Genomic DNA, 14,351 nt, shown 5'->3' with positions numbered 1-14,351 from the left:
CCTCGTCACCGTCACGCGTCGGTGGTGAACACCATGCACGAGCTCGTCGCGTGCGCGAGCAGCCGACCCTTCGCGTCGCGGATCTCGGCGTGCGCCAGCGCGGTCCGCCGGCCCCGGTTGATCACGTTGCCGGTCGCGCGGAGCGTGCCGATGTCCGCGGTGAGCGGCCGCAGGTAGTGCACCGAAAGGTCCAATGTGGTGTAGCTGCTCCCGACCGGCACCGTCGTCTGCACGGCGTAACCGGCGGCGCTGTCGAGCAGCGTCGCGGCGACCCCGCCGTGGACGATGCCGATCGGGTTGTAGAGGTGCTCGCCGACCTCGCCCACCAGCACGGCGTGGCCGGACTCGATCTCGGCGAGCCGGAAGCCCAGTGTCGCGGCGATCGGCATGATCCCGGCCTCACCGGCGTCGAGCAGGTGCCGGCTGAACTCGAGCCCGTCCATCTCGCGGCTGAGTTTGGCCATCTCCTGGGGGTCCACCCAGCTGTATGTCCGAGTGCCTTCCATGGCGGGATCGTACCTCCGATTTACTAGGATGACCTACTGTTGGTCGTCATACCTTCTTTGCCGGGGCCCCGGGCGCACCCCGGGGCCCCGCCATTCGAGCGAAAGCGTCAGAGCCCGAGCTCGCGGGCGATGAGCATCTTCTGCACCTCGCTCGTGCCTTCGCCGACCTCGAGGATCTTGGCGTCGCGGTAGTACCGGGCGACCGGGGCTTCGTTGATGAACCCCATGCCGCCGAAGATCTGCGTGGCGTCGCGGGCGTTGTCCATCGCCGCGTTGGAAGAGATGAGCTTCGAGATGGCGGCCTCGCGCTTGAACGGCTCGCCGCGCAGCATCTTCGCGGCCGCCGCGTAGTAGGCCAGCCGCGCGGTGTGCGTGCGGGCCTCCATCTCGGCGATCTTGAACTGGATCGCCTGGTACTTGCCGATGGGCCGGCCGAAGGTCTCGCGCTCGTTGGCGTAGCGCACGCACTCGTCGACGCAGCCCTGCGCGAGCCCCGTGGCCAGCGCGGACACCGCGACCCGGCCCTCGGTGAGGATGGAGAGGAACTGCGCGTAGCCGCGGCCGAGGTCGCCGAGCAGGTTCGCGGCGGGCACGTGGACGTCGTCGAACCCGAGCTCATGCGTGTCGGAGGCGGCCCAGCCGACCTTCGAGTAGGGCTTGGACACGCTCAGCCCGGGCGTGCCTGACGGCACCATGATCGTCGAGATCTCCTTGGCGCCCTTGTCGTCCGTGCCGGTCACCGCGGCGACGGTGATCACCCCGGTGATGTCCGTGCCGGAGTTGGTGATGTAGGCCTTCGAGCCGTTGATCACCCAGTCATCACCCTTGCGGACGGCGGTGGTCCGCGCGCCGCCGGCGTCGGAACCGGCGCCCGGCTCGGTGAGGCCGAACGCGCCGAGCATCTGCCCGGTGCACAGCTGAGGCAGCCATTCCTGCTTCTGCTCCTCGGTGCCGAACCGGTAGATCGGCATGGCGCCCAAGGACACGCCGGCTTCCAGCGTGACCGCGACCGATGAGTCGATGCGGGCCAGTTCCTCCACGGCCAGGCACATCGCGAAGTAATCGCCGCCCATGCCGCCGTACGCCTCGTCGAAGGGCAGGCCGAACAGGCCCATTTCGCCCATCTTGGCCACGATCTCGTAGGGGAACTCTTCGCGCATGTAGAACTCGCCGATCACCGGCGCGACCTCGTCGCGCGCGAACGCGGCGACCGTCTTGCGCAGTTCTTCGTATTCCTCGCTGAGCCTGTTGTCGATCACGATGACTCCCTCGAGTCCAAAGGACAGTTGTTCGTTCGGCGTCACCTGGTGGCCGAGGCGGACCGCTGAACCCGGCGATTCCCCGGGGCGGTGATCGTGTGTGCGGCACTCTCGTCGCTTCGGTCACGAGCCGCGCCTGACCGGCGCACACCTGCTCGTCGCGACCCGTTGTTAGCGGTCGTTAACACGGTCGATGTTAGCGCTCGCTAACCGAGCTGTCCAGGTGACGTACAACGCTCTCCTCGGCATTTTTCGTTGGCAGACAAGGGGAATGATCGCGATCGTGGCAGAGGCGCCGGAGGCCGACAACGCGGTTACCCCCATTCAAGGGTAGCGGCGAGGCGCGGGCCGATGCATAGTGGCGGCAAGCGTAACGTTGTTCCGTATCGACGTTCCGTAACGTCGGTTCACACCAGGGAGGCAGAGTGTTACGATCGTGCTGTGCCCCGGGTGAAGCAACGCACCGAAGCGCTGCGCGAGCGCGGGCTGGCCAGTGCGCTCGCGGTGCTCGCCGAGGAGGGCGTGGCGGGGCTGACCACGCGCACGGTCGCCCGCCGGGCCGAGGCCTCGGTCCCGGCCATCTACGAGGTGTTCGGCGACAAGGCGGGTCTCATCCGCGAGGTCTTCTTCGAGGGCTTCCGCCTGCTGGGCGACGACCTGGCGGCGCTGCCGGCCACCGACGATCCGCTGGACGCCCTACGGCACGTCGCCGAGGCCTTCCGCCACTTCGTGGTCGCGAACCCGGTGCTGGCCGAGATCATGTTCTCGCGCCCGTTCACCGACTTCGACCCCACGCAGGACGAGGACAGGGCCGGCGTCAAGGTGCGCAAGATCTTCGTGCACCACATCCGCACCGCCGTCGACGCGGGCCTGTTCGCCGCGGACCCGACGGACATCGCGCACGTGTTCTTCGCCTACGTCCAGGGCATCGCGGCCGCCGAGAGCGCGCACCGGCTGGGCGGCTCGAAGCAGTCGGTGGACCGCCGCTGGCGCCTCGGGCTCGACGCGTTGATCGCGGGCCTCGGCCAGGCCCCCGCCCCCGCTCGTCGTCGCGCCGGGGCTCGCGCCAAGAAGGCCTGAGCACCGCCGCGCTGCCGGAGCCCGACCTCACTCTTTCCCTCGGGCCCAAGCCCGTTTCAGCACGTCAGGAGATTTGTCATGGCCAGCAGTGAACCCCGCCGGCCCGGGCTCGACACCCCGCCCGACCTGCTCGACTTCACCCCGAGCGAGGACCAGCGGCTGATCCGAGACACCGTGGCCGAGTTCGCCGCCGAGCACCTGCGCGCGCGGGCGGGTGAGGCCGACACGGCGTGCGCGGCGCCGGACGACCTGGTCACCAAGTCCGCCGAGCTCGGCCTCAGCCTGCTGGGCGTGCCCGAGGAGCTCGGCGGGGTCGCCACCGCGCGGTCCGCGGTCACGGCGACCTTGGTCACCGAGGCCCTGGCCGCCGGCGACATGGGGCTGGCCGTGGCGTGCCTCGCGTCATCCGCGGTCAGCACGGCGCTCGTCCTGTGGGGGAGTGGCGAGGCGCAGGCCGCGTACCTGCCCGCGTTCGTCGGCGACACCGTGCCGGCGGCGGCTCTCGCCATCCTCGAGCCGCGCGCCGTGTTCGACCCGTTCGAGCTGCGCACGGTGGCCCGCCGCACGCCGGGCGGGTTCGTCCTCGACGGCGCCAAGTCGCTGGTGCCGCGGGCCGCGCAGGCCGAGTTGTTCGTGGTCGCGGCCGAGCTGGACGGCCACGGCCCCGCGCTGTTCGTGGTCGAGGCGAATGCGCCGGGGATGAGCGTCGAGCCCGAGCCCGCGATGGGCCTGCGCGCGGCCGGCACGGGTCGGCTGGATCTGGCGACGGTGCACGTGCCCGAAACGGCCCTGCTGGGCGACGCCGACCCGGCCGCCTACGCGGAGTGCGTGCGGCTGTCGCGCCTGGCCTGGTGCGGGCTCGCGGTCGGCACCGCGCAGGCCGTGCTCGACTACGTGATCCCGTACCTCAACGAGCGCGTCGCCTTCGGGGAGCCGGTGAGCCACCGCCAGGGTGTCGCGTTCAAGGTCGCCGACGTCGCCATCGAGCTCGAAGGCATGCGGCTGGCCACCTACCGCGCGGCCGCTCGCGCGGACGCCGGCCAGCCGTTCGCTCGTGAGACGGAGCTCGCCCGCCGGCTGTGCGCGGCCAAGGGCATGCGCATCGGCAGCGACGGAGTGCAGCTGCTCGGCGGGCACGGCTACGTCAAGGAACACCCCGTCGAACGCTGGTACCGCGACCTGCGCGCGGTCGGCGTCGCCAGCGGTGTCGTGCTCGTCTGAACCGGTACGCAAGGAGCAAGCCAGTGATCCACCTCGAAGTGCCGGCCCGACTGTCCACAGTGGTCGACCAAGCCCATCTCACCGCGGAGAAGCTGCTCCGGCCGGGTTCCCGCCGCAACGACCGGGCCGAACACACGCGCCCGCCGGAGCTCGACGCGCTGGCGCCCCTCGCCGACGGCCTGAACGCGGCGGGTGGCGGGCAGGTGACAACCGGGGAAGTCCGCAATGGACGCAACCTCGCCAGCGTGCTCGGCATCATGGAGATGTGCTGGGGTGACGCGGGAATGCTGTTGTCCCTGCCTCGCTTGGGTCTCGGCAACGCCGCCATCGCCTCGGTCGCGAAGGGCGAGCAGGCGAAGCGGTTCGCGGGCAAGTGGGCGGCCATGGCCATCACCGAGCCGGACACCGGTTCGGACTCGGCCGCCATCCGCACCACGGCCGTGCTCGACGGCGACGACTACGTGCTCAACGGCGAGAAGATCTTCGTCACTTCCGGCGAGCGCGCCGACGTCGTCGTGGTGTGGGCGACGCTCGACCGCGAGCTGGGCCGGGCGGCGATCAAGTCGTTCGTGGTGGAGAAGGGCACGCCGGGGTTCGAGCTCGTGCGGCTGGAGCACAAGCTCGGCATCCGCGCCTCCGACACCGCGCACCTGCGCCTGGACAACGTGCGGGTGCCGCGCGAAAACCTGCTCGGCGACCCGGAGATCGACGTCGAACGCAGCTTCGCCGGGGTGATGCAGACGTTCGACAACACCCGTCCGCTGGTCGCGGCGATGGCCGTCGGCGTGGCCCGGGCCGCGCTGGACGAGACGCGCACGCTGCTCGCCGAGGCCGGCCTGACCGTCGACTACGACCGTGCCGGCCCGCGGCAACCCGCGGCCGTCGCGACGTTCCTGGACCTGGAGGCCGACTACGAGGCGGCCTACCTGCTCACCCTGGAAGCGGCGTGGCTGGCGGACAACGCCCGGCCGAACTCGATGCACGCGTCGATGGCCAAGGCGAAGGCCGGCCGCAGCGCCACGGACATCGCGCTGGGCTGCGTCGCGCTCGCCGGCAGCCTCGGCTATTCGGAGGACTCACTGCTGGAGAAGTGGGCGCGCGACGCGAAGATCATGGACATCTTCGAAGGCACGCAACAGATCCAGCAGCTCATCGTGGCGCGCCGGCTGCTCGGCAAGTCGTCCGCCGAACTCAAGTGATCGGAGTGGATCATGCTCTCCTACGCCCGCGGTGCGGACAGCCCGGCCCTGCTCGAAGAGACGATCGGCGCGAACTTCGAACGCACCGTCGCCGCGCACGGTGACCGCGAGGGCCTCGTCGAGTTCGCGACCGGACGGCGCTGGACCTACGCCGAGCTCAACGCGGACGTCGACGCGCTCGCCAGGGCGTTGATGGCGGTCGGGGTCGAAAAGGGCGACCGCGTCGGCATCTGGGCACCGAACTGTGCCGAGTGGACGATCACGCAGTACGCCACCGCGAAGATCGGCGCGATCCTGGTCAACATCAACCCGGCGTACCGCACACACGAGCTGGCGTACGCGCTCGAACAGTCCGGCGTCACGCTCTTGATCTCGGCGAGCACGTTCAAGACCAGCGACTACGGGGCCATGATCGACGAAGTCCGCGCCGGCACCGCGCTGCGTACCGTCGTGTACCTCGACACCGACGACTGGCAGCAGCTGCTCGACTGCGCGACGGGTGAGGAAGACCTGGCCGGACGCCTGGCCTCGCTCAGCCCGCACGACCCGATCAACATCCAGTACACGTCGGGCACCACGGGCTTTCCCAAGGGCGCCACGCTGAGCCACCGCAACATCCTGAACAACGGCTTCTTCGTCACCGAGACGATCGGCTTCACCCACGTTGACCGGCTGGCGATCCCGGTGCCTTTCTACCACTGCTTCGGCATGGTGATGGCCAACCTCGGCTGTACCACGCACGGCGCCGCTATGGTCATCCCGGGCCCGGCGTTCGACCCGGCGACCACGCTGCGGTCCATTCAGGACGAACGCTGCACCGCGGTGTACGGCGTGCCCACGATGTTCATCGGCATGCAGGCGCTGCCCGCGTTCGCGGAGTACGACCTGAGCACGCTGCGCACGGGGATCATGGCGGGCGCGCCGTGTCCCGTCGAGGTCATGAAGCGCTGTGTCACCGAGATGCACCTGGCAGAAGTGTCCATTGCGTACGGGATGACGGAGACCTCGCCGGTCTCCTGCCAGACGCTCGCCGACGACGACCTCGACCGGCGCACCGCGACGATCGGGCGTGTGCACCCGCACGTCGAGATCAAGATCGTCGACCCGGAGACCGGCGAGACCGTGGAACGCGGGACGCCGGGCGAGTTCTGCACGCGCGGCTATTCGGTGATGATCGGGTACTGGAACGACCCGGAGCGCACGGCGGACGCGCTCGACGCCGACGGCTGGATGCACACCGGCGACCTCGCCGTGATGCGTGAGGACGGTTACGCGCTGATCGTCGGCCGGATCAAGGACATGGTGATCCGGGGCGGGGAGAACGTGTACCCGCGGGAGATCGAGGAGTTCCTCTACACGCATCCGGACATCGAGGACGTGCAGGTGGTCGGGGTGCCCGACGAGCGGTTCGGCGAGGAGCTGTGCGCCTGCATCAAGGTGCGGGCCGGCGCGGCTCCGCTCGACGCCGACGCGATCCGCGCCTTCGCGACAGGAAAGCTGGCGCACTACAAGATCCCGCGGTACGTGCGTCTGGTGGAGCAGTTCCCCACGACCGTGACCGGCAAGATCCGCAAGGTCGAGATGCGGGCGGAATCGGCCGAGGCGCTGGGGCTTCCGGTGCCGACGCTGTGAGGTTCCATGGCGCCTGAAGCCGACCTCGCGGCGCGGATCGTCGTGCGCCGACCCGGTGCCGACGACGGTGAGCCGGTCGGAAGATTCCTCATCGGACTGTCGCTCGCCAGCCGGTACCACCGGTTCTTCTCCGGCATCCGGCACATCTCGCCGGGTCTGCTCACGACGCTGACCACGGTCGCGCCCGGCCAGGTCGTCCTCCTCGCTCTCGACGGCGAGACCGTGGTCGGGCACCTGATGGCGACCGACCACGACGGTGACGGTGTGGACATCGGCATCGTCGTCGCCGAGGACTACCAGTTCCGGGGCATCGGCCGGAAACTCCTGCGGGAGATGGCGAACGCCCTCTCGGACGGCGGTTCGACGCGGGTGCGGTGCGATGTGCTCGGCGCCAACTACTTCGTCCTCGACTGGCTTCGGCGCCGGCTCCCGGACATCCGGTTCGTGCGGCACGGGGAGACGATCACCGTCCACGGAACCCTTGCCGCGCCCGAAAAATGACGACCTCAGAGGTGACGTACACCGACAGCGTCACCTGACGCTCGCGCCGAAGATCACTGTCCACATAGGTTTGCGGAGTCAACGAAAACGCGCGATCCACCAAGGAGTTCCGATGATCAACCGGAGGCAGTTCGGCCAGGCCTTCGCCGCGACAGCGGCGGCCGCGTCGCTGGCCGCGTGTTCCACCGGACAGGGCGCGCCGGTCGCCGCGCCCGGCGACGACCTCAGGGCGGGCTCCGGCAAGAACACCTCGCTCGGCCCGATCAAACAGGTCAAGGCCGGGCTGCTCGACGTCGGGTACGCCGAGTGGGGCCCGGCCACGGGCAAGCCGGTGGTCCTGCTCCACGGCTGGCCGTACGACCCGCACAGCTACGTCGACGTCGGCCCGCTGCTCGCCGCGGCCGGCTACCACGTCTTCGCGCCGTTCCTGCGCGGCTACGGTCCGACGACGTTCCTGTCCAAGGAAACTGTCCGCAATGGACAGCAGGCGGCGGTCGCACTCGACATCGTGGCCATGATGGACGCCCTGCACCTCGACAAGGTGATCCTCGGCGGCTACGACTGGGGTGTGCGCACCGCGGACGTCATCGCGGCGCTGTGGCCGGAGCGCGTCAAGGCGATGGTCGCGGTGAGCGGCTACGGCATCAACAACCTGGCGGCCAACAAAGAGCCGCTGGCCCCGCTGGCCGAATACGGCTGGTGGTACCAGTACTACCTCGCCACGGATCGCGGCGAGCTGGGCTACGCGAAGTACCGGCACGACTTCAACAAGCTGATCTGGCAGAACGTCTCTCCGAAGTGGCACTTCGACGACGCGACCTACGACCGCACGGCGCAGTCGTTCGACAACCCCGACCACGTGGCCATCGTCGTGCACAACTACCGCTGGCGTCAAAGCCTCGCGCCGGGTGAACCGCAGTACGACGTCTACGAACAGAAACTTCAGGCCTCGCCGAAGATCGGCGTTCCGACGATCACGATCGGCAGCGACTTCGACGCCGCCGCGGCCGACGGCAAGGCCTATCGCGACAAGTTCACGGGCAAGTACGAGCACCGCACTTTCACCGGGATCGGCCACAACGTTCCGCAGGAAGCCCCGCAGCCGTTCGCCAAGGCCATTGTGGACGTCGACAAGTTCTGACCGGCCCTGTCAGAAGACGGGCTGGTGGCGTTCGATCACCGCGGCGGTGGCGGGCTCGTCGGTGTCGTTCCAGAAGGCGTGGCACTCGCCGCGGGGTTTGACGATCCACTCGGCGTCCGTCGGCGTAGATCTCGGTGCCGTTGGAGATCGCGCCGATCCGGCCGCGGACGACGTAGCTCCACTCGTCCTCGTCGGCGTGGCGGGCAGGGGGTCCCGGAAAGTCCGTTGAAGGAGAATTGTGTAGTTCTGCAGCGGGAGTTGTACTCCAGACGGTCGGCGACTGGTGTGGGACTCGCCACGAGCGAGCCGGTGAGTGGGCCGGGCTTGCGAAGATCGGCCCGTGAGCACAGGACTTCTCGCTGCCGAAATACCAAGTCGCCTCGCTCTGTGGCACTCCTGCGCTCGGAGAGCGGACGGTCCTGACCGCGACCTGGTGATCGCGGTGGTGGCCGGGCATGGCTGAGGAGTTCCGGCTGCGGTCGGTGGCGGTCGCGGTGTACGGGCCCGCCGCGTTGTTCGGGCTGGCGGAGGGCTCGATGTTGCCGGTCGTCGCGCTGAGTGCGATCGACCGCGGGGCCACGACGTCGGTGGCGGCGTTGATCGGGGCGTTGCTCGGGATCGGCTCGCTCATCACGAACATCCCGGCGGGCATCCTCGCGACCCGGGTCGGTGAGCGGAAGTCGATGTTGGTGGCGGCCGGGGTCACGGCCGTCGGGTTGGCGCTGTGCCTGGTCAACATCGGTTCGGGGCAGTCCGCGTTGCTGGTCTACGGCGCCGGCGTGCTGCTGATCGGCGCCGCGAGCGCGGTGTACGGCCTGGCGCGGCAGTCGTACCTGACCGAGGCGGTGCCGCTGCACATGCGGGCGCGGGCGTTGTCGACGCTCGGCGGGACGATGCGCGTGGGGCTGTTCCTGGGTCCGTTCGCCGGGGCCGCGGCGATGCTGGTCTGGGGGCAGGCCGGCGCGTACTACCTGAGCCTCGTCGCGGTGCTCGCCGCCGGGATCGTCGTGTACCGGGTGCCGGATCTGGAGACGACCGACGAGCACCGCGCGGCCGCGGCGGCGATCACGACGTGGGGGATGGTCAAGCAGAAGTGGCGGGTGTACGCGACGCTCGGTGTCGGCATCCTGCTGCTGTCGGGGATCCGGCAGACGCGCCAGACCGTCGTTCCCCTGTGGGCGGCCCACCTCGGCCTGTCGCCCACGGTCAGCTCGGTGATCTACGGTTTCGCCGGCGCGATCGACGCGCTGGTCTTCTACCCGGCGGGCAAGGTGATGGACCGCCGTGGCCGCCGGTGGGTCGCGGTCCCTTGCACGTTCGTGCTCGGTGCTTCCTTCGTCCTCATGCCGTTGACGCACGGGCCGGTTCTGCTTGCCCTCGTGGCCATGGTGATGGGTTTCGGCAACGGCCTGGGCTCGGGCATCGTGATGACGCTCGGCGCCGACGTCTCGCCGACCGTCGGCCGCCCGACGCACATCGGCATCTGGAACGAGCTGGCCGACGTCGGTTCCGGCCTCGGCCCGCTGCTGCTGGCGGGGGTGACCGCGCTGGCCGGGCTCGGGCTGGGGATCGTCGTCAGTGGACTGGTCGGCTTCGCCGCGGCCGGGGCGTTGTGGACGTGGATCCCGAGGACGGTGCACGGGGTGCGAAGAGTCGCCGAGCGGACGTGATCGCGGCGGGGCTCAGGCGTCGAACCACTCCTCGGCGCCGTGACCGCAGGACGCGGATCGTCGGTGGTTCGTCGACAGCCACTGTCCTCAACCGATCATGAAGTGGGGCAACGGCACCAGCGCCCGTCCGAATTCGCACAGCCCGTGCGGCACACCGCACACCCCAGAACCGCTCACGTGCGAAGGTTATCGCCGGAATGACAGAAAACGGGCTGACCGTGAGCGAAACCGGTCAGCCCGCTGTCCATTCCGTCCCAGGTCGGGGAACACCCCGCGTCAGAAGCCGGGGAACACCCGGCGCAGGTCGTCGAGCGAGAGGGCGCCGTCGACGGTCACGTCGTTGTCGTACGGAGGCTTCAAACGGCCGCTGACCAGACGGATGAACGCTTCGGCCGGGCCGTTGAACGTGGCCGAAGGCGACTCGAGGTGGTCCACCACCGTGACGGCTTCGTCGATCACCAGGCCGGCACCCGGGATGGCGACGGACCCCGGCTTCCCGAGCTCGGCCGGCTTCGCGAGGAAGTTCAGCATGAAGCCGACCGGGCCGGCCAGCAGGTCGACGAGCACCTCGGCCGAGGCGGCTTCCACACCGGCGTCGGGGTCGAAGGCCACGCGCACGTCCCACGAGTGGTTGGCCACCTCGTTGAGGCGCATGCCCAGGGCGGTCAGCAGCGAGACCGGCTCGGGCAGGAAGCCGAGATCGACGGTCAGCGCCGAGCGCTGCTCGGGCGTGAGGGCTTCGACGGTCTCGAGCCACCGGGCGTTGTGCTCCAGGAAACCTTCGGCCTGCGCGCGCGGCGCGGACGCGTCCCAGCGAGCCCAGATTGTCGGGTTGTCTTCGGCCTCCACGGTCTCGCCGGCGGCCCGGGCGATCGGCGCGCGGCCGATTTCCGCGCCACTGCCGAGGTGGGACAGGGCTTGCGCGACGGTCCATTCGGCAGCGCCGCTGGTGGTGGCCAGCTGCTCGTCGGTGAGGGTGCGGACGAGGGCGGCGAGCGTGTCGTGCTCGGTGCGCAGGGCGGTGATCGTGCGGTCCACGAGTTGGCTCATGCCACGCTCAACTCCTGAGTGGACGGCTGTGTTCCGCTGATCACCGAGCGGCGCACTCCTTTTTTCGCTCGCGGTACGCGCGCGTCGCCATCTGGCCGCTGCACGTCGTGCTGCAGTACAGCGCAGAAGAGTTGCGCGTCTTGTCGAAGAACGCCGTGTAGCACGTGTCGTTCTTGCACACCTTCACCCGCGGCCAAGCGCCCCGCGAGGCGAGGTCGGCGACCGCGCTGAGCAGGTGCGAGAACGACCGGTCGACGCCGGTGCCCGTCGGGTGCAGCTCGCACCCCTCCGCCGTGACGACCGTGGTCACAGGGAAACGCAGGGCGGCCCGCTGCAGGTGGGCTTCGGATTCGGCCACCATCGCCACGCCCTCGTCGCAGCCGACGTGCGCGCGCAGGATGCCCAGCAACGCGTCGCGCAGTTCGCGGGCGGTGGCCGCGTCGGCGTCGGTCGCGTCGGCGGAGTCACCCGCGTCGACGGCCTGGAACCACTTCGCGACCGCGGCGCCGTCGGTCAGCTGCTCCTTGGCCTGTTTGCCGTGCACGCGCGTGTTCACGTACCCGACCAGCAGGTTCGAGCTCAAACACTCGTCACCGGCGCGCGCGGGACCCAGCGTCACCTTCACAGCCGCCACCTCCGACGTCGAGTGTAGCCGACGGTGATGTCATGACCTAAGTTGTTAAGCAAGTCACACGCAAGCTCAAATCATCGCCAAGTGATATGTGTCAAGGATTAGCCTATGACACGTGATCAAGCCTGCCGCTCACTTCGGAGCGCGGGAAATCCCCAAGGAGAACGAAGACATGACCAAGCTGTTGGTGATCCTCACGTCGGCCACGAAGTGGAGCCAGAAGGACGGCACTCAGCGTCCGACCGGGTTCTGGGCCGAGGAGTTCGTGGTGCCGCACCGCATCCTGTCCGCGGCGGGCGTGGAGCTGACCATCGCGACGCCGGGCGGACGCCCCGCCCCGGCCGACGAGATGAGCCTCAGCCCGAAGGTCAACGGCGACGACCCGGCCCGCGCCGAAGAGATGCGCGCGTACCTCGAAGCCCACTGCGAGCTGCTGCAGTCGCCGGCGCGGCTCGAGGACGTGGACCCGGCCGAGTTCGACGGGGTGCTGATTCCCGGCGGCCACGGCCCGATGCAGGACCTGGCCGTGAACGCCGACGTCGCCCGCGTGCTGGCCGCGCTGCTGCCGGACGAGTCCAAGGTCGTCGCGTCGCTGTGCCACGGCCCGGCGAGCTTCTTCTCCGCCGGCGACCCCGAGGGCGCCTGGCTGTTCAAGGGCCGCAAGCTCACCGCGTTCACCGACGATGAGGAGCAGCAGGTCGGCCTCGCGCAGAACGCGCCGTGGCTGCTGGAGGAGCGACTGCGTGGCGCCGGCGCCGAGTATTCCTCGGGCCCGGCTTGGGGTCCGTACGTGGTGGTCGACGGCAACCTGATCACCGGCCAGAACCCGGCCTCGGGTGAGCAGGCAGCCGAAGCGCTGCTGAAGGCGCTGGCCGAGCGCGGCTGAAACCGTGCGGGCGGCCCGCGCGCTGCCCGGGGGCCTTGACAGTTCTGAGTGCGCCAACGCAGAATGACCGCAATCCGAGTCGGGCGACTCAGATTGTGGTGCCGGCTGTCCTGCGTGGACGTCGTCGGTCCTCGACGTGCCGACGACCGCAGGAGGAACCGTGCAGGAGTCAGACTGGAAATCCGTGCTCGACGCGGCGAGCACGGCCGCGCTGGGGTACCTCGGCTCGCTGCCGGACCGGCCCGTGTTCCCGACCGCGGACCACGCGACGATCCGCGCGGCGCTCGACCACCCGCCGACGGCGCGCGGGGTCGACGCGGTGCGGGTCGTCGACGAGCTCGCTCGTGATCTCGAGCCCTACGTGGCCGCGCAGGCGAGCGGGCGCTACTTCGGTTACGTCGTCGGCGGCCTGCACCCGGCGGCGCTCGGCGCGGACCTGCTGCTCACGGCGTGGGATCAGAACGCTTCGCTCTACCCGTCGACGCCGGGTGTCTCCGTGGCCGAGGAACTCGCGGCCGAGTGGCTGGTCGACCTGCTGGGGTTGCCCGGCGAGAGTTCGGTCGGGTTCGTCACCGGCGGGCAGATGGCCACGTTCACCTGCCTCGCGGCGGCCCGACACCAGGTGCTGCGCGACGTCGGGTGGAACGTCGAGGCCGACGGTCTCGCCGGCGCGCCGCGGATCACGGTCGTGGTGAAGTCCGGGGCGCACTCGACCGTGCTGCGCGCGTTGCGGTTCCTCGGCCTCGGCGAGCGGGCGCTGGTCACCGTGGAGTGCGACGACGAGGACAACATGCGGCCCGACGCACTGGAAAAGGTGCTGGCCTCCGTGCACGGGCCGACGATGATCGTCGTCGAGTGCGGCAATGTGAACACTGGCAGCTTCGACGACTTCGCCGCCGTGGCCGACCTCGCCGAGGCCCACCGTGCCGCCGGCAACCCGACGTGGGTCCACGTCGACGGCGCCGTGATGCTGCTGGCCGCCGCGGCGCCGGCCATGGCGGCGCGCACCGCGGGCCTCGACCGCCTCGACTCCTGGTCGACCGACGGGCACAAGCTGCTCAACGTCTCCTACGACTGCGGAATCGCCATCTGCGCCAACGCGTCCGCGCACCGGGCGGCGATGAGCGTGCAGGCGGCCTACCTCGAACAGGGTGAAGGCGGTCGCGACCCGATGGACTGGGGGCCCGACTTTTCCCGCCGGGCCCGCGGGGTCGGTGTCTACGCGACGCTGCGGGCGCTCGGCCGCGACGGCGTCGCCGGACTCGTCGAGCGGACCATCGGGCTGGCCCGCCGCTTCGCCGACCAGCTCGGCGCGAGTGGTCAGGCCGAGATCGTGAACGACGTCGTGTCCAACCAGGTCCTCGTGCGCTGGCTCGCGCCCGACGGCGACCACGGCCGGCTCGCCGACGCCGTCATGGCCGGGGTTCGCGCCGAGGGCAAGGCGTTCTTCAGCGGCACGACCTACCGCGGCGAGCGGCTCATGCGCATCTCGGTTTCGGACTGGGCGAGCGACGAGGCGGACGTGGACCAGGCCGTCGAAGCCCTGCTGCGGCACGCGCGACTGGCTGTCTGAAG

At 69.8% G+C, this 14,351-nt stretch carries 13 protein-coding genes; 9 read left to right on the top strand and 4 right to left on the bottom strand.

What is annotated here, in order from left to right:
* Window positions 1-11: 11 nt before the first annotated feature.
* Window positions 12-506 (bottom strand): PaaI family thioesterase, encoded by a 495-nt coding sequence (locus K1T34_RS06015; protein WP_220243294.1) that lies wholly within the window; start codon window positions 504-506, stop codon window positions 12-14.
* Window positions 507-613: 107 nt separating this feature from the next.
* Window positions 614-1,765 carry an acyl-CoA dehydrogenase family protein gene (locus K1T34_RS06010; RefSeq protein ID WP_220243293.1) on the bottom strand — a complete coding sequence of 384 codons (1,152 nt, stop codon included), beginning with the start codon at window positions 1,763-1,765 and terminating at the stop codon, window positions 614-616.
* A gap of 441 nt (window positions 1,766-2,206) precedes the next feature.
* Here K1T34_RS06010 and K1T34_RS06005 point away from each other — a divergent pair, with 441 nt between their 5' ends.
* The 7 genes from K1T34_RS06005 to K1T34_RS05975 all read left to right on the top strand — a co-directional run bounded on the left by K1T34_RS06005 (window position 2,207) and on the right by K1T34_RS05975 (window position 10,209).
* On the top strand, window positions 2,207-2,845 hold the full coding sequence (locus tag K1T34_RS06005) for a TetR/AcrR family transcriptional regulator (RefSeq protein WP_220243292.1): 639 nt from the start codon (window positions 2,207-2,209) through the stop codon (window positions 2,843-2,845).
* Between the two features lie 78 nt (window positions 2,846-2,923).
* A complete protein-coding gene (locus K1T34_RS06000) occupies window positions 2,924-4,066 on the top strand; it encodes an acyl-CoA dehydrogenase family protein (protein WP_220243291.1) in 1,143 nt (380 codons plus the stop codon).
* A gap of 23 nt (window positions 4,067-4,089) precedes the next feature.
* Window positions 4,090-5,265, top strand: coding sequence for an acyl-CoA dehydrogenase family protein (locus K1T34_RS05995; RefSeq protein ID WP_220243290.1), 1,176 nt, complete (start codon window positions 4,090-4,092; stop codon window positions 5,263-5,265).
* 12 nt (window positions 5,266-5,277) lie between these two features.
* Window positions 5,278-6,897, top strand: a complete 1,620-nt coding sequence (locus K1T34_RS05990) for an AMP-binding protein (protein ID WP_220243289.1) — start codon at window positions 5,278-5,280, stop codon at window positions 6,895-6,897.
* 6 nt (window positions 6,898-6,903) lie between these two features.
* Window positions 6,904-7,398, top strand: coding sequence for a GNAT family N-acetyltransferase (locus tag K1T34_RS05985; RefSeq protein ID WP_220243288.1), 495 nt, complete (start codon window positions 6,904-6,906; stop codon window positions 7,396-7,398).
* Window positions 7,399-7,510: 112 nt separating this feature from the next.
* On the top strand, window positions 7,511-8,539 hold the full coding sequence (locus tag K1T34_RS05980) for an alpha/beta fold hydrolase (protein WP_220243287.1): 1,029 nt from the start codon (window positions 7,511-7,513) through the stop codon (window positions 8,537-8,539).
* A 455-nt stretch (window positions 8,540-8,994) separates the two neighbouring features.
* Entirely contained in the window at window positions 8,995-10,209 is a 1,215-nt protein-coding gene (locus K1T34_RS05975; RefSeq protein ID WP_220243286.1) for an MFS transporter, read from the top strand.
* Between the two features lie 276 nt (window positions 10,210-10,485).
* On the opposite strand, the gene K1T34_RS05970 is transcribed toward K1T34_RS05975, so the two are convergent.
* Window positions 10,486-11,259: a maleylpyruvate isomerase family mycothiol-dependent enzyme gene (locus K1T34_RS05970; RefSeq protein ID WP_220243285.1), complete on the bottom strand. Its 774-nt coding sequence runs from the start codon at window positions 11,257-11,259 to the stop codon at window positions 10,486-10,488.
* 40 nt (window positions 11,260-11,299) lie between these two features.
* Window positions 11,300-11,884, bottom strand: a complete 585-nt coding sequence (locus K1T34_RS05965) for a CGNR zinc finger domain-containing protein (protein ID WP_220243284.1) — start codon at window positions 11,882-11,884, stop codon at window positions 11,300-11,302.
* A gap of 178 nt (window positions 11,885-12,062) precedes the next feature.
* On the opposite strand from K1T34_RS05965, the gene K1T34_RS05960 reads away from it, so the two are divergent.
* Together K1T34_RS05960 and K1T34_RS05955 are read left to right on the top strand one after the other, a co-directional pair.
* Complete coding sequence (locus K1T34_RS05960) at window positions 12,063-12,776, top strand: type 1 glutamine amidotransferase domain-containing protein (protein ID WP_220243283.1); 714 nt, start codon at window positions 12,063-12,065, stop codon at window positions 12,774-12,776.
* A gap of 160 nt (window positions 12,777-12,936) precedes the next feature.
* Window positions 12,937-14,349 carry a pyridoxal-dependent decarboxylase gene (locus K1T34_RS05955; protein WP_255638345.1) on the top strand — a complete coding sequence of 471 codons (1,413 nt, stop codon included), beginning with the start codon at window positions 12,937-12,939 and terminating at the stop codon, window positions 14,347-14,349.
* Window positions 14,350-14,351: the final 2 nt, after the last annotated feature.

Origin of the sequence: Amycolatopsis sp. DSM 110486 (assembly GCF_019468465.1) — a bacterium.
Taxonomy (GTDB): Bacteria; Actinomycetota; Actinomycetes; order Mycobacteriales; family Pseudonocardiaceae; genus Amycolatopsis.
The sequence above is the reverse complement of the archived record's forward strand: the minus strand, read 5'-3'. Positions and strand labels throughout refer to the sequence as shown.